We start from the raw sequence: 21,343 nt of genomic DNA, 5'->3' as shown, positions 1-21,343 counted from the left end.
CTCGTATTCCACGTGCGCGGTGTTGATGGTGATGCCGCGGGCCTTCTCTTCCGGCGCAGCGTCGATGTCGGCGTAGTTCATCGCCTTCGCGCCGCCGGTCTTCGCCAGCGTCAGGGTGATCGCGGCCGTCAGCGTCGTCTTGCCATGGTCGACGTGACCAATGGTGCCGATGTTGCAGTGCGGCTTATTGCGTTCGAACTTTTCTTTGGCCATTTCAAGCTCCAGCCCTGTTTGGGCTTGTCCTCTAAACTAGGGTTGGGGGCCCGAACGATCTCCGAGGAGATCGTTCAAACTCTTTCTTCTTGGCGTTCTCCCGAGGGAAAACGCTACGCGTACTTCTTGATCACTTCGTCGGCGACGTGTTGCGGCACCGGGTCGTAGTGGTCGTACTGCATGGTGAACTGGGCGCGGCCCTGCGACATCCCGCGAAGGGTGTTCACGTAGCCGAACATGTTCGCCAGCGGAACGAAGGCGTTGACGACGATCGCGTTGCCGCGCGTGTCCTGGCCCTGGATCATGCCACGACGACCGTTCAGGTCGCCGATGACCGAGCCGAGGTACTCTTCCGGGGTCACGACTTCGACAGCCATGATCGGCTCGAGCAGCTTCGGAGCGCCCTTCTCGCGCAGTTCTTTGAAGGCCGCGCGGGAAGCGATTTCGAAGGCCAGCACGCTGGAGTCGACGTCGTGGTACTTGCCGTCGGTCAGGGTCGCCTTGAAGTCGATCAGCGGGAACCCGGCCAGCAGGCCGTTGTCCTTGACCGATTCCAGGCCCTTCTCGACGCCGGGAATGTATTCCTTCGGCACCGCGCCGCCGACGATCGCGCTCTCGAACACGAAGCCCGAGCCCGGTTCGCCGGGTTCGAACGTGATCATGACGCGGGCGAACTGGCCCGTACCGCCGGTCTGCTTCTTGTGGGTGTAGTCGATGTCGACCTTACGGCCCAGGCTCTCACGATAGGCCACCTGCGGCGCGCCGATATTGGCTTCGACCTTGTAGGTCCGCTTCAGGATGTCGATCTTGATGTCCAGGTGCAGCTCGCCCATGCCCTTCAGGATCGTCTGGCCCGACTCATGGTCGGTCGAGACGGTGAAGGACGGATCTTCCGAGGCCAGCTTGGCCAGGGCGACGCCCAGCTTTTCCTGGTCAGCCTTCGACTTGGGTTCGACGGCGATCTCGATGACGGGCGCGGGGAATTCCATGCGCTCCAGGATCACCGGCGACTTGGTCGGGTCGCACAGGGTGTCGCCGGTGCGGGTTTCCTTCAGCCCGGCCAGGGCGACGATGTCGCCGGCATAGGCTTCCTTGATGTCCTCGCGGTTGTTGGAGTGCATCAGCAGCATGCGGCCGACGCGTTCCTTCTTGTCGCGGGTCGAGTTCATCAGGCTCATGCCGGTCTCGAGCTTGCCCGAGTAGATGCGGCAGAAGGTCAGCGAACCAACGAAGGGGTCGTCCATGATCTTGAACGCCAGAACCGACAGCGGCTCGTCGTCCGAGGCGCGGCGGACAACCGGCTCTTCGGTGCGGAAGTCGATGCCCGGGGTCGGCGGGATGTCCACCGGCGAGGGCAGATAGTCGACGACGGCGTCGAGCAGGGGCTGGACGCCCTTGTTCTTGAAGGCCGAGCCGCAGAGGATCGGATAGAAGGCCCCCGTCAGAACGGCCTTACGGATGCACTTCTTGATGGTCGCTTCCGAGGGCTCTTCGCCGCCCAGATAGGCTTCCATCGCCTCGTCGTCGAGTTCGACGGCGTTCTCGATCAGGTAGTGGCGAGCTTCAGTCGCCTTTTCCTTCAGGTCGGCCGGGATCTCTTCGTCGCGATAGGTCGCGCCCAGGCCGTCGTTGTCCCAGACCACGGCCTTCATGCGGACCAGGTCCACCAGGCCCTTCAGCGAGGATTCCGAACCGATCGGGAATTGGATCGGAACAGCCTTGGCGCCGAGGCGGTCACGGATCGACTCGACCGACTTGTCGAAGTCGGCGCCGAGCTTGTCCATCTTGTTGACGAAGACGATCCGCGGAACGTTGTACTTGTCGGCTTGGCGCCAGACAGTTTCAGTCTGCGGTTCGACACCGGCGTTGCCGTCCAGCACCGTCACGGCGCCGTCGAGCACGCGCAGCGAGCGTTCGACTTCAATGGTGAAGTCCACGTGGCCGGGGGTGTCGATGATGTTCAGGCGCTTGTCGTTCCAGAACGCCGTAGTCGCAGCGGAGGTGATCGTGATGCCACGCTCCTGCTCCTGCTCCATCCAGTCCATGGTCGCGGCGCCGTCGTGGACTTCGCCGATCTTATGCGACTTGCCGGTGTAGTAGAGGATCCGCTCCGTCGTCGTCGTCTTGCCGGCGTCGATGTGCGCCATGATGCCGAAGTTGCGGTAGTCTTCGATTTTGTGCGTGCGGGGCATAGCGGAAGCTCTGCTGGAGAAAGGCGTTCGGGATATCTGAACGAACGGCGCGGGCGGTTTAACTCAAACCGCCCGCGCCGGAAAGCGATGGATGCCGGGTCTTACCAGCGATAGTGCGAGAAGGCGCGGTTGGCTTCGGCCATCTTGTGCGTGTCTTCGCGCTTCTTGACCGCGGTGCCGCGGTTCGAAGAGGCGTCGAGCAGCTCGGCGGCCAGCTTTTCCGTCATGGTGTTCTCGCCGCGCTTGCGGGCGGCGGTGACCAGCCAACGGATAGCCAGGGCCTTGCGGCGGTCCGGGCGGACTTCGACCGGCACCTGATAGGTGGCGCCGCCGACGCGACGCGAACGGACTTCGATGCCGGGAGCGACGTTTTCCAGGGCCGCGTGGAAGGTCTCCAGCGGGGTCTGGTCTTTGCGCTTGGCTTCCAGGATGTCGAAGGCGCCGTACAGGATGTTTTCGGCGACGGCTTTTTTGCCTTCGTACATCACGTAGTTCATGAACTTGGTGACAGTGAGGTCCCCGAACTTGGGATCCGGCAGAACTTCACGTTTCTCGGCGCGACGGCGGCGGGACATGCTTCTTCTTCCTTACTTAGGACGCTTGGCGCCGTAGAGCGAACGACGCTGCTTGCGGTCCTTGACCCCTTGGGTGTCGAGCACGCCGCGCAGGATGTGATAGCGGACGCCGGGAAGGTCCTTCACCCGGCCGCCACGGATGAGCACAACGGAGTGCTCTTGCAGATTGTGGCCTTCGCCGGGGATGTAGCACACCGCTTCAATGCCGGTGGTCAGGCGCACCTTGGCGACCTTACGAAGCGCGGAGTTCGGCTTCTTCGGGGTCGTCGTATAGACGCGGGTGCAAACGCCGCGGCGCTGGGGGCAACCCTTCAGGGCCGGCACCTTGTTGCGCGACGGCTTGTCCTGCCGAGGTTTGCGGATGAGCTGGTTGACTGTAGGCATCTAATCTCTGCTCTGGAGGCGTGTGCCGTTTGGCCGTAGCGCCTCATAGGGGTTCAGTTGTCTTGGTTTTCGAAACCGCCCGCTGAACGCAAAAACTCGCCGGCTCGCGATCTCATGCGTTCCGGCGGGCCTGGCCTTCCGTCGCCGGAAGACCGTTCATCGGGACAGAGGAAGAATCCCCGGTCGCGAAAGGAGCGCGGTTCATACTCGCGAAGGCCCCCGTCGTCAACGCTTGTGAACGAAAGGACTTTTCGCTCCTCACGGGTCTGGTTTCGGCCACGAAATAGTCCCTCCCGACATCGCCTATAGTCAAGTTTGCAACTTGCGGGCGCGGATGATCTCGACTGGGCGACAACGCGCGACTCTGCTGCTGGGGCTCTCCGGCCTGGCTCATCTTGGCGTCTTCTTGCTGCTCGCGATGAAACACATGCAGATACGTGCCCCCGCCCCGCCCCCGACCTTCGAGGTGACGATCGTCCCGCGGTTCGCGCCGCGCGAGCGGGCCCGCGCCGGGCCTCACGCCCCCGCCCACCCGTTGCGGCCACGCAGGGCCGCCGCGCCCACGCTTGGCGCCGACATCGCGCCCTTGGTCGACAACGCAGCCCCATCCTTGTTCGAACAGGCGAGCGGCGTGCCCGTGGGCGTTCGGCAAGCCCTGCGCCGGGGCCCGATCGGCTGCGCCAACGGCGCGAACCTCGACCAAGCCGAAACCGACGCATGCCTGGAGGCGTTTGGGAAGAACGCCCGGAGCACCGCCTTCATTGCGCCGCCAATGGCCCGCGACAAGCGTTCTGGCTTCGACGAGAAGGTCGCCGCCCAGGAGGAGATGCGCATCTACCGGCAGACGGGCATCTATCCCGGCATGCGCGAAGCCCTGAAGGCGGCGCGATGAAGCCACGGCGTCGATTTCGCGCCGGCCTTGTCGTCGGCCTCTCGCTGTTGGTCCATGGCGTCGCGCTGACCCTGCTTGCGTTCAGCCATCCGCAACTGCGCCTGGCGCAGCCGGCGCCCATTGTGGAGGTCGAGATCGTCCCCTACTTCCTACCCGGCCCGCGTCGGGAGGAGATCCAGACCCAGCCGCTCGCCGCTCAGCCGATCCGCCCGCGCCGCTCGCTGCTGCGACCGGACGAGGAGCGCACGGTCGCCCCGCTGGTCACCCGGGCCGCCCCGCCGCAGAAGCCGGCCGAGGGGCCCTGGGCGGTCGCTCCGCCGGTAGCCGGGGCTCCTGCCCCCTCCCCGCCCGATCTGCGCCGGGCTCTGCGCTCCGGCACGGTCGGTTGCGCCAACCTCTCCCTACTCAGCAAGGCCGAGCGCGAGGCCTGCCAGGAAAAGCTTGGAGCCGGGGCCAAGGACGCGCCGTACATTCCGCCGCCGATCGCCGCCGACAAGCTGGGCGACTGGGAAGCCGCCGCAGCCCGCAAGCGCGCCAAGTGGAGGGAGCGCGAAGCCCCGATGCCCCATCCGGTGCCCTCGGGTCCCAGCAGCCCGTCCCAGGCGCCCAACCCCTTCCCCGAGGTCTGGACGGCGCACAACTGAGCCGGCGGCTCAGTCGAAGATATCGAAGATGTCGAAGCCCTTCTTCTTCTTCCGCCGATGATAGTCGTCGTCATCGTAGCGGTACCGTTTCTGCTCGCCGTCGTAGGGGTGGCTCTTCTTCCAGGCGTCCGGATCGCGGTGGAAGCTGTCCAGTTCGCGGTCGAAGCGCTCGCGGGCCTGGGTCTCGCCCTGCTGGGCCTCGCGGCCGGCGCCGAGCATCTTTTCCAGCTCGCCGCGGTCCAGCCACACCCCCCGGCAGCTTGGGCACATATCCAGTTCGACGCCTGAGCGGGCGACGTTCTGCATCGAGACGTTGCAGTTGGGGCAAAGCAGCAGCGGCATCGGGTCCTCCGAATTGTCCTAGCGCTTGCATCTAGTGCGCTGCGCCCCGAACCCAAGCCTTGAGGCGCAAAACAAAACGGCCCGGGATCGCTCCCGGGCCGTCTGCTGGCTTCCAGACTGGAAGAAGCCGCTTAGTTGTCGACCTTCTCGGCCTCCGCCTCGACGGCGATGACTTCCGGCAGCGGTTCCATCGCCTCTTCGCGGCTGGCCGCGAGGGCCTCGTCGCGCTTGGCCGCGATGCGCTGCAGGTTGCGCAGGTACGAGCCCGTGCCCGCCGGGATCAGGCGACCGACGATCACGTTTTCCTTCAGGCCTTCCAGGGTGTCGCTCTTGCCCTGCACCGAAGCCTCGGTGAGGACGCGAGTGGTTTCCTGGAACGACGCCGCCGAGATGAAGCTGCGGGTCTGCAGCGACGCCTTGGTGATGCCGAGCAGGACCGGCTGGGTGATCGCCAGGCGACCGCCACGGGCTTCGGCCTTGGTGTTCTCCTCGTTGATCTCCGTCATGTCCAGGTGATCGCCCTTGAGCATACCGGTGTCGCCGGGCTCAAGGATTTCGCCCTTCTGCAGCATCTGACGAACGATCGTCTCGATGTGCTTGTCGTTGATCGGCACGCCTTGCAGTCGATAGACGTCCTGGATCTCGTCCACGAGGAACTCGGCCAGGGCCTCGATGCCCAGGATGCGCAGGATATCGTGCGGATCCGGGTTGCCGTCGATCAGGTACTCGCCCTTGCGGATGACGTCGCCGTCGTGGACTGCAATGTGCTTGCCCTTCGGGATCAGGAACTCGACCGGTTCGCCACCATCCTCGGGGGTGATCTTGATCCGGCGCTTGTTCTTGTAGTCGCGGCCGAATTCGACGCGGCCGTCCATCTCGGCGATGACCGCGCAGTCCTTCGGACGACGGGCTTCGAAGAGTTCGGCGACGCGGGGCAGACCACCGGTGATGTCCCGGGTCTTGGCGCTTTCCGTCGAGACGCGGGCCAGGACTTCACCCGGCTTGATCTCGTCGCCGTCGCCGACCGAGAGGATGGCGCCGACCGGCAGCAGGTAACGAGCTTCACCGCCGTTGGAGATGCGCATGTAGGACCCGTCGGCGCCGAGCACCGCCATGGCCGGACGCAGGTCCGAACCCTTGGTGGAAGCGCGCCAGTCGATGACCACGCGGTTCGAGATGCCGGTGGCTTCGTCGGCTTCTTCGCGGACCGAGACGTTCTCGACCAGGTCCTCGAAGCGGACGCGACCGCCGACTTCGGAGATGATCGGGTTCGAATAGGGGTCCCATTCGGCCAGACGCTGACCGCGCTTGACCTTGTCGCCTTCCTTAACCTTCAGGCGCGCGCCGTACGGCGGCTTGTAGGACTCGCGGTCTTTGCCATCCACCTGGACGATGATCTGCAGGTTGCGGCTCAGAACCACGAAGTCGCCGTCCGGAGCCTGGACGGTCATACCGCCCACGATCCGGGCTACGCCCTCGTTGCCGGTCTCGAAGAACGACTGCTCAGCCACCTGGGCGGTGCCGCCGATGTGGAAGGTCCGCATAGTCAGCTGGGTGCCGGGCTCGCCGATGGATTGGGCGGCGATGACGCCGACCGCTTCGCCGATGTTGACCGGAGTCCCGCGGGCCAGGTCGCGGCCGTAGCAGGCGCCGCAGACGCCGACCTTGGCTTCGCAGGTGAGGACCGAACGGACCTTCACCGACTGCACGCCGGCGCTGTCGACGAGATCGCACATGTTCTCGTCGAGATAGGAGTCGGCCGGGACGATGACTTCGCCGGTGCCCGGGTCCTTGATGTCCTCGGCCGCGAAGCGACCCAGGATGCGGCTGCCCAGCGAGACCAGGACGTCGCCGCCCTCGACCACGGCCCGCAGGGTGATGCCCCGGGTGGTGCCGCAGTCTTCCTCGTTGATGATGCAGTCCTGCGCCACGTCGACCAGACGACGCGTCAGATAGCCGGAGTTGGCGGTCTTCAGCGCGGTGTCGGCCAGGCCCTTACGAGCGCCGTGGGTGGAGTTGAAGTACTCCTGGACGGACAGGCCTTCCTTGAAGTTCGAGATGATCGGCGTCTCGATGATCTCGCCGGACGGCTTGGCCATCAGGCCGCGCATCCCGCCGAGCTGCTTCATCTGGGCCTGCGAACCGCGGGCGCCGGAGTTGGCCATCATGAAGATCGAGTTGATCTCCTTTTCACGGCCGTTCTCGTCCTTCTCGGCGGTCGAGATTTCCAACATCATTTCGTCGGCGACGCGGTCGGTGGCCTTGGCCCACGCATCGACGACCTTGTTGTACTTCTCGCCCTTGGTGATCAGACCGTCAGCGTACTGCTGCTCGTACTCTTCGACCAGCGCACGGGTCTGAGCCACGATCGGCTTCTTCCGCTCGGGGATGATGATGTCATCCTTGCCGAACGAGATGCCGGCCTTGGCCGCTTCCTTGAAGCCCAGCGCCATCATCTGGTCGGCGAAGATGACCGTCGCCTTCTGACCGCAGTGGCGATAGACGGCGTCGATCAGGTTGCCGATTTCCTTCTTGGTCAGGTTCTTCTCAAGAAGACGATGGCCGATCGCCGGGTGGTGCGGGAACAGCGCCGAGATCTTCATCCGTCCCGGCGTCGTATCGATCACCTTGCGGACCAGCACGCCCTCGGCGTTCATTTCCGAGTGACGGGCTTTGATCTTCGTGTGCAGCGTCACGACCTTGGCGTCGAGCGCAGCGTCGATTTCGCCCAGGTCGGCGAACAGCTTGCCCTCGCCCGGCTCGTTATCCTTGGCCAGCGACAGGTAGTAGAGACCCAGGACGATATCCTGCGACGGCACGATGATCGGGCGGCCGTTGGCGGGCGACAGGATGTTGTTCGTCGACATCATCAGCACGCGCGCTTCCAGCTGGGCTTCCAGCGAGAGCGGGACGTGGACGGCCATCTGGTCGCCGTCGAAGTCGGCGTTGAAGGCGGCGCAGACCAGCGGGTGCAGCTGGATGGCCTTGCCCTCGATCAGCTTCGGCTCGAACGCCTGGATGCCCAGACGGTGAAGCGTCGGCGCGCGGTTCAGCAGAACCGGGTGCTCGCGGATCACCTCGTCGAGGATGTCCCAGACCGCGGGCTGCTCGCGCTCGACCATGCGCTTGGACTGCTTGACGGTGCCCGACAGGCCCTTGGCGTCCAGGCGCGCATAGATGAACGGCTTGAACAGCTCGAGCGCCATCTTCTTCGGCAGGCCGCACTCGTGCAGCTTCAGCTCCGGACCGACGACGATGACCGAACGGCCCGAATAGTCGACGCGCTTGCCGAGCAGGTTCTGACGGAACCGGCCCTGCTTGCCCTTCAGCATGTCGGCCAGCGACTTCAGCGGACGCTTGTTGGCGCCGGTGATGACACGGCCGCGGCGGCCGTTGTCGAACAGGGCGTCGACGGCTTCCTGCAGCATCCGCTTTTCGTTGCGGATGATGATGTCCGGCGCGCGCAGCTCGATGAGGCGCTTCAGGCGGTTGTTCCGGTTGATGACCCGGCGATAGAGGTCGTTCAGGTCGGAGGTCGCGAAGCGGCCGCCGTCCAGCGGCACCAGCGGACGCAGTTCCGGCGGGATCACCGGCACGACCGACAGGATCATCCACTCGGCCTTGTTGCCGCTCTCGATGAAGCTCTCGATGAGCTTCAGACGCTTGGACGTCTTCTTGAGCTTCATTTCCGAGGTGATGGTGAGGAGTTCCTCACGCAGGCGGTCGGCTTCCTTCGGCAGGTCGATCGCCTTGAGCAGGCCCTGGACGGCCTCGGCGCCGATCTCGGCGGTGAAGCTGTCGTCGCCGTACTCCTCCTGGGCGCGCATGTAGTCGTCTTCCGACAACAGCTGGTGCTGCTTCAGAGGCGTCAGGCCCGGCTCGGTGACAATGTAGTATTCGAAGTACAGGACGCGCTCGATGTCCTTCAGCGCCATGTCCAGCATCATCGAGATGCGGCTCGGCAGCGACTTCAGGAACCAGATGTGGGCGACCGGCGAGGCCAGTTCGATGTGGCCCATCCGCTCGCGCCGGACGCGCGCGAGGGTGACCTCGACGCCGCACTTCTCGCAGATGATGCCCTTGTACTTCATGCGCTTGTACTTGCCGCACAGGCACTCGTAGTCCTTCGTCGGACCAAAGATCCGGGCGCAGAACAGGCCATCGCGTTCCGGCTTGAAGGTGCGGTAGTTGATGGTCTCGGGCTTCTTGATCTCGCCGAACGACCACGAGCGGATCTTTTCCGGCGAGGCCAGGGCGATACGGATACGGTCGAAGGTCGGAGCGGCCTGGACCGGATTGAAGATATTCAGGACTTCCTGGTTCATCGATTTTCCAGTTCGTCAGTATTTCCAGAGGCGATGGGGAGAGGCTGACGGCCCCTCCCCTCGCACGGATGGTGTCGGTCGAGCCCGGCCTTAGCCGTTCTCCAACTCCACGTTCAGGCCCAGCGAGCGCATTTCCTTCACGAGCACGTTGAAGCTCTCCGGAATGCCGGCCTCGAAGGTGTCGTCGCCGCGGACGATGGACTCGTAGACCTTGGTCCGGCCGGCCACGTCGTCGGACTTCACCGTCAGCATTTCCTGCAGGGTGTAGGCCGCGCCGTAGGCTTCCAGAGCCCACACTTCCATTTCCCCGAAGCGCTGACCGCCGAACTGCGCCTTACCGCCCAGCGGCTGCTGGGTGACGAGCGAGTACGGGCCGATCGAACGGGCGTGGATCTTGTCGTCGACCAGGTGGTGCAGCTTCAGCATGTAGATGTAGCCGACCGTGACCGGACGCTTGAACTGCTCGCCGGTCTGGCCGTCGTACAGGATCGATTGACCCGAACGCGCCAGGCCAGCCCGCTCCAGCAGGTTCTCGATGTCGTCGATATGGGCGCCGTCGAAGACCGGCGTCGCATAAGGCACGCCCTTGCTGAGGTTCTTCGCCAGCTCGATCAGGTCTTCTTCCGTGTCCGGGAGCTCCTGATCCGGCCCGTAGGTCTCGGTCAGGTGATCGATCAGCGCCTGCTTCTGGCCGCCGTTCTGCCAGGCTTCCAGCAGGTCGGCGATCTGCTTGCCGAGGCCCGCAGCCGCCCAACCCAGGTGGGTTTCGAAGATCTGGCCGACGTTCATGCGCGAAGGCACGCCCAGCGGGTTCAGCACGATGTCCACGTGCTGGCCGTTTTCCAGGTACGGCATGTCCTCGATCGGCAGGATCTTGGAGATGACGCCCTTGTTGCCGTGACGGCCGGCCATCTTGTCGCCGGGCTGAAGCTTGCGCTTCACGGCCACGAAGACCTTGACCATCTTCATCACGCCCGGGGGCAGTTCATCGCCGCGCTGCAGCTTGTCGACCTTGTCCTCGAAGCGACGGTCCAGGCGCTTGCGGGCTTCATCGAACTGGCGACGCATGGCCTCCAGCTCACCCATCGCCTTTTCGTCGTCCAGGGCGATCTGCCACCACAGGCCCGGCGCGATCTCTTCCAGCTTCTCGGCAGTGACTTCGCCGCGGCCCAGGCCCTTGGGGCCCGAGACGGCGGTCTTGCCGGTCAGCAGATCGCGAAGGCGCGAGGTCATGTTGCGGTTCAGGATGCCGAACTCGTCGTCGCGGTCCTTGCCCAGACGGTCGATCTCGGCGCGCTCGATGGCCATGGCGCGTTCGTCCTTGTCGACGCCGTGACGGTTGAACACGCGGACCTCCACGATGGTCCCGGCGACGCCCGGGGGCAGGCGCAGGGAGGTGTCGCGGACGTCGGAGGCCTTCTCACCGAAAATGGCGCGCAGCAGCTTTTCTTCCGGCGTCATCGGGCTTTCGCCCTTCGGGGTAACCTTGCCGACCAGGATGTCGCCCGGCTGGACTTCGGCGCCGATCGCCACGATGCCGGCTTCGTCGAGGTTGCGCAGGGCTTCCTCGCCGACGTTCGGGATGTCGCGGGTGATCTCTTCCGGGCCGAGCTTGGTGTCGCGGGCCATGACTTCGAATTCCTCGAGGTGGATCGAGGTGAAGACGTCGTCGCGCACGATGCGCTCGGAGATGAGGATGGAGTCCTCGAAGTTGTAGCCGTTCCAGGGCATGAACGCGACGAGCGTGTTCCGGCCCAGGGCCAGTTCGCCCAGCTCGGTCGACGGACCGTCGGCGATCACGTCGCCGTTGGCCACCTTGTCGCCCACGCGCACCAGCGGACGCTGGTTGATGCAGGTCGAGGTGTTCGAACGCTGGAACTTCTGCAGGCGGTAGATGTCGACGCCGGCCTTGGTCGGGTCGGTTTCTTCCGTGGCCCGGATGACGATCCGGGTGCCGTCGATCTGCTCGACCACGCCGGCGCGGCGGGCGACGACGACAGCGCCGGAATCCACGGCCACGATGGCTTCCATGCCGGTGCCGACCAGCGGCGCATCCGATTGGATGAGCGGCACGGCCTGCTTCTGCATGTTCGAGCCCATCAGGGCGCGGTTGGCGTCATCGTTTTCCAGGAACGGGATCAGCGACGCGGCGACCGAAACGACCTGTTTCGGCGACACGTCCATCAGGTCGACGGTGTCCTTCGGCAGCAGCGAAGGTTCGCCGTTGATCCGGCCGGGGACCAGGTCCTCGACGATCTCGCCGCCCTTAAGCTTGATGTTGGCCTGCGCGATGACGTGCTTGGCCTCTTCCATCGCCGACATGTAGACGACCTCGTCGGTCGTCTTGCCGTCCTTGATGCGACGGTAGGGGCTCTCGATGAAGCCGTACTTGTTGACCACGGCGTGCGTGGCCAGCGAGTTGATCAGGCCGATGTTCGGGCCTTCCGGCGTTTCGATCGGGCAGATCCGGCCGTAGTGGGTCGGGTGCACGTCGCGGACTTCGAAGCCGGCGCGCTCGCGGGTCAGACCGCCCGGGCCAAGCGCCGAGAGGCGGCGCTTGTGGGTGATTTCCGAGAGCGGGTTGGTCTGGTCCATGAACTGCGAGAGCTGCGAGGATCCGAAGAACTCGCGCACGGCGGCGGCCGCCGGCTTCGCATTGATCAGGTCGTGCGGCATGACCGTGTCGATGTCGACGCTGCTCATGCGCTCCTTGATGGCGCGTTCCATGCGCAGCAGACCGACGCGGTACTGGTTTTCCAGCAGCTCGCCCACCGAACGGACCCGGCGGTTGCCGAGGTTGTCGATGTCGTCGATCTCGCCCTTGCCGTCGCGCAGGCCCACCAGGGTCTGCAGCACGGCCAGCACGTCTTCCTTGCGCAGGATGCGCACGTCGTCCGGGCAGTCGAGCTCCAGACGCATGTTCATCTTCACGCGGCCGACCGACGAAAGGTCATAGCGCTCGCCGTCGAAGAACAGCGACTTGAACATGGCCTCAGCGGCTTCCACCGTCGGCGGCTCGCCCGGACGCATCACGCGATAGATGTCGAACAGCGCATCTTCGCGGGCGTTGTTCTTGTCCACCCGCAGCGTGTTGCGGATGTAGGCGCCCATGGTCGCCTCGTCGACGTCGAGGATGTCGAGGGCGTCGAAGCCCTGTTCCTCGAGACCGGCCAGCACGCCGGCGTCCAGCTCGTCGCCGGCTTCGGCGTAGATTTCGCCGGTTTCGAAGTTGACCAGGTCGCGGGCCAGATAGCGGCCAAACAGCGCCTCGGGGGCCAGCAGCAGGGTCTTCAGACCCGCGTCGGCGAACTTCTTGGCGTTACGGGCGGAGATCTTCTGGCCGGCCGGAGCCACTTCCTCGCCGGTCTCGGCGTCGATCAGCGGATAGTCCGGCTTGGCCCCGCGCCAGCGCTCGGGCCGGTACGGAGCGGTCCAGCCGCCCGGCTTGCCCTTGGCCTCGGGACGCTTGGCGTAGGTGATGGTGTCGTAGAAGGTGGAGAGGATTTCCTCCCCGTCCATGCCCAAACCCATCAGGAAGGTGGTGGCCGGCAGCTTACGACGACGGTCGATACGGACGTAGACGATGTCCTTGGCGTCGAACTCGAAGTCGAGCCACGAGCCGCGGTAGGGGATCACGCGGGCGGCGAACAGCAGCTTGCCCGAGGCGTGGGTCTTGCCCTTGTCGTGGTCGAAGAACACGCCCGGCGAACGGTGCATCTGCGAGACGATGACCCGCTGAGTGCCGTTGACGATGAAGGTGCCCTTCTCGGTCATGAGCGGGATGTCGCCCATGTAGACGTCCTGCTCCTTGATGTCCTTGACGGAGCGGGCGCCGGTCTCTTCGTCCGTTTCGAACACGATCAGGCGCAGCTTGACCTTCAGCGGCGCGGCGAAGGTCATGTCGCGCTGGACGCACTCCTCGACGTCGTACTTCGGGTCCTCGAATTCATAGGACACGTACTCGAGCACCGCGCGCTCGTTGAAGTCCTTGATCGGGAACACCGATTTGAACACCGCCTCGACGCCCTCTTCGCGGCGGTCCGCTGGGCGGACTTCGCGCTGCAGGAACTGTTCGTAGGAGGAGCGCTGAACCTCGATCAGGTTCGGCATTTGCACGGCTTCGGGGATGCGGCCGAAAGACTTCCGGATCCGCTTCTTTCCAGTGAAGGATTGCGCCATTTTGTTCCCTTGAGCGACGCCCGGAAAGGTTTCCGCGCGCCAGGTCGTGTTGTCCTGCGTCCACCCTCGAACGCCCTTGCGGGCGCCGGACGCTGGAAGCCCCTGTGTCGCCAGGGGCGCTCCCTCGCATGGCCGGAGGGCGGCGGGCCATGCCTCGGAGCGTGCGCGCGTGAAAAGTCGCCTGAGCGACGAATCCTAAATTTCGCGAAGAGAGCCAGATAGGCGTTTTATACGGCGAAGGGAAGTCCCTTTCCGCAGGAAAATGGAACGGCGTGGGCTGCGCGCGCCGCGCCGTCCCATCTTTGTCCGACCCGGGTGTCTCCCGGGGCATCCTTCGATCTCTCGTTAACAGCGGTAGGTCAACCAGGGAACGCACCCGCGGGTTCCCGATCCACAGGATTTCCAGGGCGGCGCCCGTTCTGGCAGCAGCCACGCCCAATAAGTGCTAATACACTGTTTTTGTTGCCCATTAATGGAATCGGCCCGAAGCTCCACCGCAGCCGGACGCGCTTCTGCGCGTTTCAACATGCAAGGAGGGAGAACATGGCCGTCAGCGCTGATTTCCAAAGGCAGCTGGAGGGCTACGGACTGACCACGGCGGAGATCCTCTACCGGATGCCCGACCACCCTGCCCTGCTGCAGAGCTATCTCTGGCAGGAGTACGACCTCTGTCCCCAGTTCCCGAACCTACACCGCTTCCTGGACTTCTGGAGCCACCAGCTCGACGGGGTCCTGCACACCATCACGGTTGCGCACCAGGGGCTGATCCGCCCGACCGAGTTGCGGATCGCCAAGGACATCTGCCGCCTGCATTGAGCGGCGGGTCGAAACGAAAACGGGCCTGGGGATCGCTCCCCAGGCCCGCTCGATAGTTCGAAGTGCGCGAGAGCTCGCGCGCTTCCGTCCTTACTTGATTTGGACGGTCGCGCCGGCTTCTTCGAGCTTCTTCTTCACTTCTTCAGCGACTTGCTTCGAGACGTTCTCGACGACGTTCTGCGGAGCGCCTTCGACCAGGTCCTTGGCTTCCTTCAGGCCGAGGTCCGGACGGACGCCGCGGACTTCCTTGATCACGTTGATCTTCTTGTCGCCACCGGCGGTCAGGACAACGGTGAACTCGGTTTGCTCTTCGACGGCTTCGGCCGGGGCGGCAGCGCCACCAGCGGCGGCGACGGCGACCGGCGCGGCGGCCGAGACGCCCCACTTGTCTTCCAGCAGCTTCGAGAGTTCAGCGGCTTCCAGAACGGTCAGGGCCGACAGTTCTTCGACGATCTTTTCAAGCTTCGACATGGTGTGTCCTTAAAGGGAATAGAGGTTGTGTTCGGGAATGACGATCAGGCGGCGTCTTTGGCGGCATAAGCGCCCATGACGCGGGCCAGCTGACCGGCCGGAGCCTGCAGAACGCCGGCGACCTTGGTGGCCGGGGCTTGCAGAAGGCCGATGATCTTGCCGCGGAGCTGGTCGAGGGACGGCAGCGTCGCAAGCGCGCTGACAGCCTTCTGGTCCAGGACCTCGGCGCCCATGAACCCGCCGACGATGGCGAACTTGTCGTTCCCCTTGGCGAATTCAGCGGTGATCTTGGCGGCGGAGACGGGGTCCGGCGCATAGGCGATGGCGACCGGGCCGGTGAACAGGGCGTCGCCCGCTTCACCGATCGAGCCAGCCAGAGCCTTCTGGGCCAGGGTGTTCTTCACCACCTTCAGTGCGGCGCCTTCCTTGCGGAGGCGGCCGCGGAGATCAGTCATTTCCGCAACGGTCAGACCCAGGTTGTGGGTCACGACCACGGCGCCGGCGCCGGCGAAGACGCCCTTAAGCGTCTCGATCGACTCCTGCTTTTGAGCGCGGTCCATTGCGGTCTCCATACTCAGATTGGTCGCCGGACGATTCCGACGGCCGCAGCAGACGACCCATGCGAAGGCGCGAACCCGCGCGCGGATCGTTTAACCTGTCCTTTTCCGGAGAAGTCGCAGGTCACGCGCCCATCGAAGCCGATGGCGGCGGAACCTCATCTTCCCGTCTCCCTGTGCTCGAGGAAGGGCTCTTCCTCTCGTCACGGATCCGGGCGGCCCCCGGTTCCCCACAGTTCTTGGACAGGATCGGAAGGGTGAGCCCTTCCGTTCCACGCCTCCCCTTGCGGAGAGACGAAACTCTTGAAGGCGCGGCCTTTACACGGATCGCGGCCCGATGACAACCGCCCGTTAGCTGCGCGGCCGCGTGGCGATCACGGCCGTGGTCAGCATCACCGCGTAGCACCACAGCACGAAGGCCCCGAACAGCGAGGCGTGGTCGGGCGGGAAATTCGGCAGCATGTGCGGGAAGAACGCCGTCACCCCGGCGTCCAGCACCATCTGCGGGGCAACGAACGACACCAGCGCCGCCAGCCTGTGCCGCGGCTCGATCTTGCGCAGGAACAGGAGCGTGGCGACGATCAGCCCGGCGCCGGACACCGCCCCGCTGATCAGCATGGTCCAGGCCGGGCGGTCCACCCAGGCGCTGGGTAGCAGCCGCAGGATCAGGGTCGAGACCGCCCAGACGAAACTGCCCCGCGCCAGGAACCACAGATAGAGGTGCAGCGGCCCCTTGCTCTGGGCCTCCTCGGCGTTCTCGGTGGCTAGCCCTGCCAATTGGCCGCCCTCTTTTCCATCCAGGCCTTCACCCCCTCCTTATAGTCGGGGTGAGTGATCATCGCCTCCAGCAGCCGTTCGGCCTCGGTGACCGCGCTGGCCGCATCGCGATGCAGGTCGCGATAGATCTGACGCTTGGTCTCGCGGGCCGAGCCCGGCGCGACGCTGCCCGCCAGCTTGCGGGCATAGGCCATCACCGTCGGCATCAGCTCTGCCGGCTCGACCAGGCCGTTGAGGAAGCCCATGCCGCCGGCCTCCTCCGCCGTGAACGTCCGGCTCGACAGCAGGATGTCGTTGGCGTGGGTCAGGCCGATGATGCGCGGCAGCACCCAGGAGAGCCCGAACTCGGCCGGGAAGTTGAAGCGCCCGTGCGCGGCGGTGAACTTCGCGCCCTTCGCCGCGAAGCGCAGGTCGGCGAAGGCGGCCAGCACCAGCCCTACGCCCGCCGCCGCACCGTTGATCGCCGCGATGATCGGCTTGCCGACCCCGAAGTGATAGGCGAACGCCGCGTCGAAATTGGGATCGACGCCGAAGCCCGGCGTGGCGATATCGTCCGGGGTGCCAGGGTCGTAGCGGCCCTTCTCGGAGTGGCCCTCCAGCGCCCCCAGGTCGGCCCCGGCGCAGAACGCCTGGCCCTCCGGATCGCCGGTGACGACGATGGCCCGCACCGCCTTGTCGGCGTCGGCCTGCGCGAGCAGCCAGCGGTACTCGGTGTGCATCCGCCCGGTCCAGGCGTTGCGGCGCTTGGGCCGGCTCAGGGTGATCGTGGCGATCCCCTCACCGACGTCGTAGCGGGTGGTCTTGAGCTCCATGGCGCTCATAGAACCCGGTTCGCGCGCAAAGAAAAAGGGAGCGGCCTTGCGACCGCTCCCTTTCGAGCTCTTGCGAGTTCGTCCAGCGCTTAGACGCCGACCGAGCTCATATCCACCTTGAAGCCCGGGCCCATCGTCGAGGACAGGCTGATCTTCTTGATGTAGGTGCCCTTGGCGCCCGACGGCTTGGCCTTGTTCAGCGCGTCCACGAGAGCGCGGACGTTGATCAGCAGGGCTTCTTCCGAGAACGAGGCCTTACCGATGCCGGCGTGGATGATGCCGGTCTTCTCGGTGCGGAACTCGATGGCGCCGCCCTTGGCGTCCTTCACGGCTTGGCCGACGTTCGGGGTCACGGTGCCGACGCGCGGGTTCGGCATCAGGCCGCGCGGGCCCAGCACCTTACCCAGACGGCCGACCAGGGCCATCATGTCCGGCGTCGCGATGACGCGGTCGAAGTCCATGAAGCCGCCTTGGATGCGTTCCACCAGCTCTTCGGCGCCGACGATGTCGGCCCCGGCGGCGGTGGCTTCGGCAGCCTTGGCGTCCTTGGCGATGACGGCGACGCGAACGTCGCGGCCGGTGCCCGAGGGCAGCGAGACCACGCCGCGGACCTGTTGGTCGGCGTGACGCGGGTCGACGCCCAGGTTGACGGCGATTTCGATGCTTTCGTCGAACTTGGCGTTGGCGTTGGCCTTGACCAGGGCGACGGCGGCTTCGACGGCGTGGGCGGCGTTACGGTCGCCGGTCCAGGCTTGGATGCGCTTGGGTTGCTTAGCCATGTGCTTAGGCCTCCACGATTTCGAGGCCCATCGAGCGCGCGGAGCCCTCGATGATCTTGGCGGCGGCTTCAACGTCGTTGGCGTTGAGGTCCTTCATTTTCTTTTCGGCGATTTCGCGCAGCTGGGCGCGCGAGATCTTGCCGGCGACCGCACGGCCCGGCTCCTTGGAGCCCGACTTCAGGCCAAGCGCTTGCTTGATGAAGTGGGTGGCCGGCGGGGTCTTCGTGATGAAGGTGAAGGACTTGTCCTGGTAGACCGTGATCACGGTCGGCAGGGGCGTGCCCTTGGTTTCCTTCTCGGTGCGGGCGTTGAACTCTTTGCAGAAGCCCATGATGTTGACGCCGCGCTGACCCAGCGCCGGGCCGATCGGCGGCGAAGGGGTGGCGGAGCCCGCGGGCACCTGCAGCTTGATATAGCCCAGAATCTTCTTGGCCATTGTTTCTCCTCGTGACCGGAACCCCGGTCGGTTGAGCCGTGGTGCGGCCTATGGCTAGGCCTCCCACGGATTTCACTCGCGCGAACGCAAGGCGGCCCTACGGACCGAAGCGCGCGGCTATAACAGGAGGGAGGGGCCGGAGCAACCTGCGAGCGCCCAGTCGCCAAACGAAAAAGCCCCGATCCGAAGATCGAGGCTTTCGTGTTTTTCGTGCCGTTCGTGGCCGGCCCTAGGCGATCTTCTCGACCTGGCCGTATTCCAGTTCGACCGGGGTCGCGCGTCCGAAGATCGAGACGGTGACGCGCAGGCGGGCGCGTTCTTCATCCACGCCTTCGACCGAGCCGTTGAAGCTCGCGAACGGGCCGTCGGTGACGCGGACCTGCTCGCCGATCTCGAAGGAGATGGTCGGCTTCGGCCGTTCCACGCCCTCTTCGATGGCGCCGATGATGCGGGCGACTTCCTTTTCGGAGACCGGCATGGGCTTGGAGCCCGAGCCGAGGAAGCCCGTCACCTTCGGGGTGTTCTTGATCAGGTGGTAGGCCTCGTCCGTCAGCTCCATCTTCACCAGGACGTAGCCCGGGAAGAACTTGCGTTCGGCGTTGACCTTGCGGCCGCGGCGGATCTCGACGACGTCCTCGGTCGGAACCAGGATGTCGGAGAAATTCTCCTCCAGGCCCTGGCTCTTGGCCTGTTCACGGATCGACTCGGCCACTTTCTTCTCGAAATTCGAGTAGGCGTGGACGATGTACCACTTGTGGCGCGGATTGGGTGCGATGGGCGTTTCGGCGTTCATAGTTCTCTTCAACCCCCGTTCGCGAGCTTCAGCAGCATGTTCATGCCAAAGCCAAGGATGCCATCCACGGCCAGGAAGAACAGCGAGGCCAGCACCACCATGATCCCGACCATCACCGAGGTGATCCAGGTCTCCTTGCGGGTGGTCCAGGTGATCTTGCGCGCCTCCGCGCGAACCTCACGGGCGAATTGAGCGGGGCCCACGCGCTTCTTGGCCGGGGCGGATTGCGCCAGGGCCGAGGCAGGGGCGATCGCCGCAGCCGTCTTGGAGGCGCGGTTCTTCATCGCTTGCGGGGACGAACCCGGTTTCCTGGCCATCAGGCTCTTTTCGACTCTCTAAAGATGGGCGGCGGTGCGCCCGGCATACTCATATAGTGAATGGCAGGAGTGGAGGGACTCGAACCCCCGGCCCTCGGTTTTGGAGACCGATGCTCTACCAGCTGAGCTACACTCCTACACGGCCTATCCGGATCCTCGGCGTCTGCCTTTTCGAACCGTGGTCTAGCACCGTTCGTCCGCCCTCTGGCGGCTGTAAAAGACATACTCCAACGATGTCGGGTAGGACGGAGGCGTATGACGCAAAGCGCCCTGCTTTTCAAGTGTCTTCGGCGCGGATCGAAGCGGCATCGGCGACGTTCCCTGCTGGGTCAGCAAGGAGCCCTCATGCCTAGCCCCGGAGATTCCCGCCGCAACCGCGATGAAGACCTCAAGGCCGGCCGCCCGCCGCGTCCCGCCACCGAGCCCCGCGGCGCAGAGACCTCGACTCAGACCAGCAAGACCATGACCGACCCGGCCACCGGCGAACCGCACAAGCGCCCGCCCAAGCCGAACTGAGTCGCCCAACCCGATCAGCCTCACCCGACCTGCGCCTCGCCGGGTCTGCGGCTTCTATGCTGGCGCTTTGCGCTGGTGTCTAATGTCGCAGGGGACGTCGAAAGCCACTCGTGGTCGAGTTTTGAGAGACTGATATGAAGACACGCATCGCCCTCGCCGCGATCATCGCCCTCTGCGGGAGCCAGAGCGCCCAGGCCCAGGATCAGCGCTGGGGCGGCGGGGTCCCGTCCGGCTCCTACCAGCAGAGCTGCCGAGGCGCGCGCGTCAGCGGCGACATACTGACCGCCACCTGCCAGGACACCCGCGGCCGCTTGAACTTCTCCAGCCTGCGCCTGCGCAGCTGCAACGCCGACATCGCCAACCAGGACGGTCGCCTGGTCTGCGGCAGCCCCGGGTGGGGCGGCGGCGGGCCGGGTTGGGGCGGCGGGGTTCCCACCGGGTCCTTTCAGGGCAATTGCCGCGACGCCCGGGTCAGCGGGGACATCCTCACCGCCAGCTGCGTCGACAATCGCGGCCGCTGGAACACCAGCTCGCTGCGCTTCCGCGAGTGCCGCAACGACATCCGCAACGACAACGGCCGCCTGGCCTGCGAGTGGGGCAACAACGGCGGCGGCGTGGGCGGCGGCGGACCCGGCTGGGGCGGTAATTCCACCGCCACACTGTTCAGCGCCACCGACTTCGGCGGCCAGCCCTTCCAGGCCAACCGCGAGGTCACCAACCTGCCCCGGCAGTTCAACGACCGCGCCATGAGCCTGCGAATCCAGGGGCGCGGCTCTTGGCAGGTCTGCAGCGACAGCGACTTCCGCGGGCGCTGCCAGATCTTCGACCGCGACGTCCCCGACCTGCGCAGCTACGGCCTGGGCGAGGCGGTCTCCTCGCTCCGCCCGATGAGCGGCCGCTAGCCCCTCCTCCCTGTCACAGGCCAAACAAAAAGGCCGCCGGATCGCTCCGGCGGCCTCTTCATTTTCAGTGCGTGGGCTAGATCGCTTACTCGACGATCTTGGCCACGACGCCGGCGCCGACCGTACGGCCGCCTTCGCGGATCGCGAAGCGCAGGCCCTGGTCCATGGCGATCGGGGTGATCAGCTCGACGTCCAGCTCAGCGTTGTCGCCCGGCATGATCATTTCCACGCCTTCCTTCAGACGGATGATCCCCGTCACGTCGGTGGTGCGGAAGTAGAACTGCGGACGGTAGTTGGTGAAGAACGGGGTGTGACGGCCGCCTTCTTCCTTGGTCAGGATGTAGGCCTCGGCCACGAACTTCGTGTGCGGGGTGATCGAGCCCGGCTTGCAGAGCACCTGGCCGCGTTACCTGGCCGCGTT

General features: G+C 65.2%; 20 protein-coding genes, 1 tRNA gene and 1 pseudogene. 5 read left to right on the top strand and 17 right to left on the bottom strand.

The window, feature by feature from the left end; genetic code table 11:
* From AC1DQJ_RS20540 to rpsL, 4 genes are all read right to left on the bottom strand, one after another.
* Positions 1–213 (bottom strand): GTP-binding protein (locus AC1DQJ_RS20540; protein WP_477606776.1); only part of this gene is annotated, 213 nt, incomplete at its 3' end.
* Positions 214–326: 113 nt separating this feature from the next.
* Positions 327–2,405 (bottom strand): elongation factor G, encoded by a 2,079-nt coding sequence (fusA, locus tag AC1DQJ_RS20535; protein WP_477606775.1) that lies wholly within the window; start codon positions 2,403–2,405, stop codon positions 327–329.
* 101 nt (positions 2,406–2,506) lie between these two features.
* Entirely contained in the window at positions 2,507–2,980 is a 474-nt protein-coding gene (gene rpsG / locus AC1DQJ_RS20530; RefSeq protein WP_477606773.1) for a 30S ribosomal protein S7, read from the bottom strand.
* Positions 2,981–2,992: 12 nt separating this feature from the next.
* Positions 2,993–3,364, bottom strand: coding sequence for a 30S ribosomal protein S12 (gene rpsL, locus AC1DQJ_RS20525; RefSeq protein ID WP_056018026.1), 372 nt, complete (start codon positions 3,362–3,364; stop codon positions 2,993–2,995).
* A 427-nt stretch (positions 3,365–3,791) separates the two neighbouring features.
* On the opposite strand from rpsL, the gene AC1DQJ_RS20520 reads away from it, so the two are divergent.
* Together AC1DQJ_RS20520 and AC1DQJ_RS20515 are read left to right on the top strand one after the other, a co-directional pair.
* A complete protein-coding gene (locus tag AC1DQJ_RS20520) occupies positions 3,792–4,256 on the top strand; it encodes a hypothetical protein (RefSeq protein ID WP_477606771.1) in 465 nt (154 codons plus the stop codon).
* Positions 4,253–4,900 carry a hypothetical protein gene (locus AC1DQJ_RS20515; protein ID WP_477606769.1) on the top strand — a complete coding sequence of 216 codons (648 nt, stop codon included), beginning with the start codon at positions 4,253–4,255 and terminating at the stop codon, positions 4,898–4,900. Before AC1DQJ_RS20520 ends, AC1DQJ_RS20515 begins: the two co-directional genes overlap by 4 nt.
* A gap of 9 nt (positions 4,901–4,909) precedes the next feature.
* On the opposite strand, the gene AC1DQJ_RS20510 is transcribed toward AC1DQJ_RS20515, so the two are convergent.
* From AC1DQJ_RS20510 to rpoB, 3 genes are all read right to left on the bottom strand, one after another.
* Positions 4,910–5,242: a TFIIB-type zinc ribbon-containing protein gene (locus tag AC1DQJ_RS20510; protein WP_477606767.1), complete on the bottom strand. Its 333-nt coding sequence runs from the start codon at positions 5,240–5,242 to the stop codon at positions 4,910–4,912.
* A gap of 131 nt (positions 5,243–5,373) precedes the next feature.
* A complete protein-coding gene (gene rpoC, locus AC1DQJ_RS20505; RefSeq protein ID WP_477606765.1) occupies positions 5,374–9,567 on the bottom strand; it encodes a DNA-directed RNA polymerase subunit beta' in 4,194 nt (1,397 codons plus the stop codon).
* Between the two features lie 90 nt (positions 9,568–9,657).
* Positions 9,658–13,746 carry a DNA-directed RNA polymerase subunit beta gene (rpoB, locus tag AC1DQJ_RS20500; protein ID WP_477606763.1) on the bottom strand — a complete coding sequence of 1,363 codons (4,089 nt, stop codon included), beginning with the start codon at positions 13,744–13,746 and terminating at the stop codon, positions 9,658–9,660.
* A 543-nt stretch (positions 13,747–14,289) separates the two neighbouring features.
* Between rpoB and AC1DQJ_RS20495 the strand changes: the two genes are divergently transcribed.
* The gene (locus AC1DQJ_RS20495) at positions 14,290–14,562 is read left to right on the top strand and encodes an usg protein (protein ID WP_477606761.1); all 273 of its coding nucleotides are present in this window, start codon (positions 14,290–14,292) and stop codon (positions 14,560–14,562) included.
* Positions 14,563–14,652: 90 nt separating this feature from the next.
* Here AC1DQJ_RS20495 and rplL read toward each other — a convergent pair whose 3' ends face one another.
* From rplL to AC1DQJ_RS20450, 9 genes are all read right to left on the bottom strand, one after another.
* Positions 14,653–15,033, bottom strand: coding sequence for a 50S ribosomal protein L7/L12 (gene rplL / locus AC1DQJ_RS20490; protein WP_477606760.1), 381 nt, complete (start codon positions 15,031–15,033; stop codon positions 14,653–14,655).
* 44 nt (positions 15,034–15,077) lie between these two features.
* On the bottom strand, positions 15,078–15,593 hold the full coding sequence (rplJ, locus tag AC1DQJ_RS20485) for a 50S ribosomal protein L10 (RefSeq protein WP_477606758.1): 516 nt from the start codon (positions 15,591–15,593) through the stop codon (positions 15,078–15,080).
* 348 nt (positions 15,594–15,941) lie between these two features.
* On the bottom strand, positions 15,942–16,367 hold the full coding sequence (locus AC1DQJ_RS20480; protein WP_477606756.1) for a DUF5367 family protein: 426 nt from the start codon (positions 16,365–16,367) through the stop codon (positions 15,942–15,944).
* On the bottom strand, positions 16,355–17,188 hold the full coding sequence (locus tag AC1DQJ_RS20475) for an enoyl-CoA hydratase-related protein (RefSeq protein WP_477606754.1): 834 nt from the start codon (positions 17,186–17,188) through the stop codon (positions 16,355–16,357). Before AC1DQJ_RS20475 ends, AC1DQJ_RS20480 begins: the two co-directional genes overlap by 13 nt.
* Positions 17,189–17,268: 80 nt before the next feature.
* Positions 17,269–17,958 carry a 50S ribosomal protein L1 gene (gene rplA, locus AC1DQJ_RS20470; RefSeq protein ID WP_477606752.1) on the bottom strand — a complete coding sequence of 230 codons (690 nt, stop codon included), beginning with the start codon at positions 17,956–17,958 and terminating at the stop codon, positions 17,269–17,271.
* 4 nt (positions 17,959–17,962) lie between these two features.
* A complete protein-coding gene (gene rplK, locus AC1DQJ_RS20465) occupies positions 17,963–18,394 on the bottom strand; it encodes a 50S ribosomal protein L11 (RefSeq protein ID WP_477606750.1) in 432 nt (143 codons plus the stop codon).
* A 229-nt stretch (positions 18,395–18,623) separates the two neighbouring features.
* Entirely contained in the window at positions 18,624–19,187 is a 564-nt protein-coding gene (gene nusG, locus AC1DQJ_RS20460; RefSeq protein ID WP_477606748.1) for a transcription termination/antitermination protein NusG, read from the bottom strand.
* Between the two features lie 8 nt (positions 19,188–19,195).
* On the bottom strand, positions 19,196–19,504 hold the full coding sequence (gene secE / locus AC1DQJ_RS20455) for a preprotein translocase subunit SecE (protein WP_477606746.1): 309 nt from the start codon (positions 19,502–19,504) through the stop codon (positions 19,196–19,198).
* 61 nt (positions 19,505–19,565) lie between these two features.
* Positions 19,566–19,641: transfer RNA gene (locus tag AC1DQJ_RS20450), tRNA-Trp, on the bottom strand.
* A 208-nt stretch (positions 19,642–19,849) separates the two neighbouring features.
* Between AC1DQJ_RS20450 and AC1DQJ_RS20445 the strand changes: the two genes are divergently transcribed.
* On the top strand, positions 19,850–20,020 hold the full coding sequence (locus tag AC1DQJ_RS20445; protein ID WP_477606744.1) for a hypothetical protein: 171 nt from the start codon (positions 19,850–19,852) through the stop codon (positions 20,018–20,020).
* Between the two features lie 134 nt (positions 20,021–20,154).
* Positions 20,155–20,922 (top strand): CVNH domain-containing protein, encoded by a 768-nt coding sequence (locus AC1DQJ_RS20440; protein ID WP_477606742.1) that lies wholly within the window; start codon positions 20,155–20,157, stop codon positions 20,920–20,922.
* Between the two features lie 85 nt (positions 20,923–21,007).
* Here AC1DQJ_RS20440 and AC1DQJ_RS20435 read toward each other — a convergent pair.
* Positions 21,008–21,328, bottom strand: a pseudogene (locus AC1DQJ_RS20435) (EF-Tu C-terminal domain-related protein); the annotation flags it as partial.
* Between the last annotated feature and the right edge of the window lie 15 nt (positions 21,329–21,343).

This window comes from Phenylobacterium sp. P4_E10, assembly GCF_056401675.1.
Note: the sequence above shows the minus strand (reverse complement) of the source record. Positions and strands in the feature narration are given on the sequence as shown.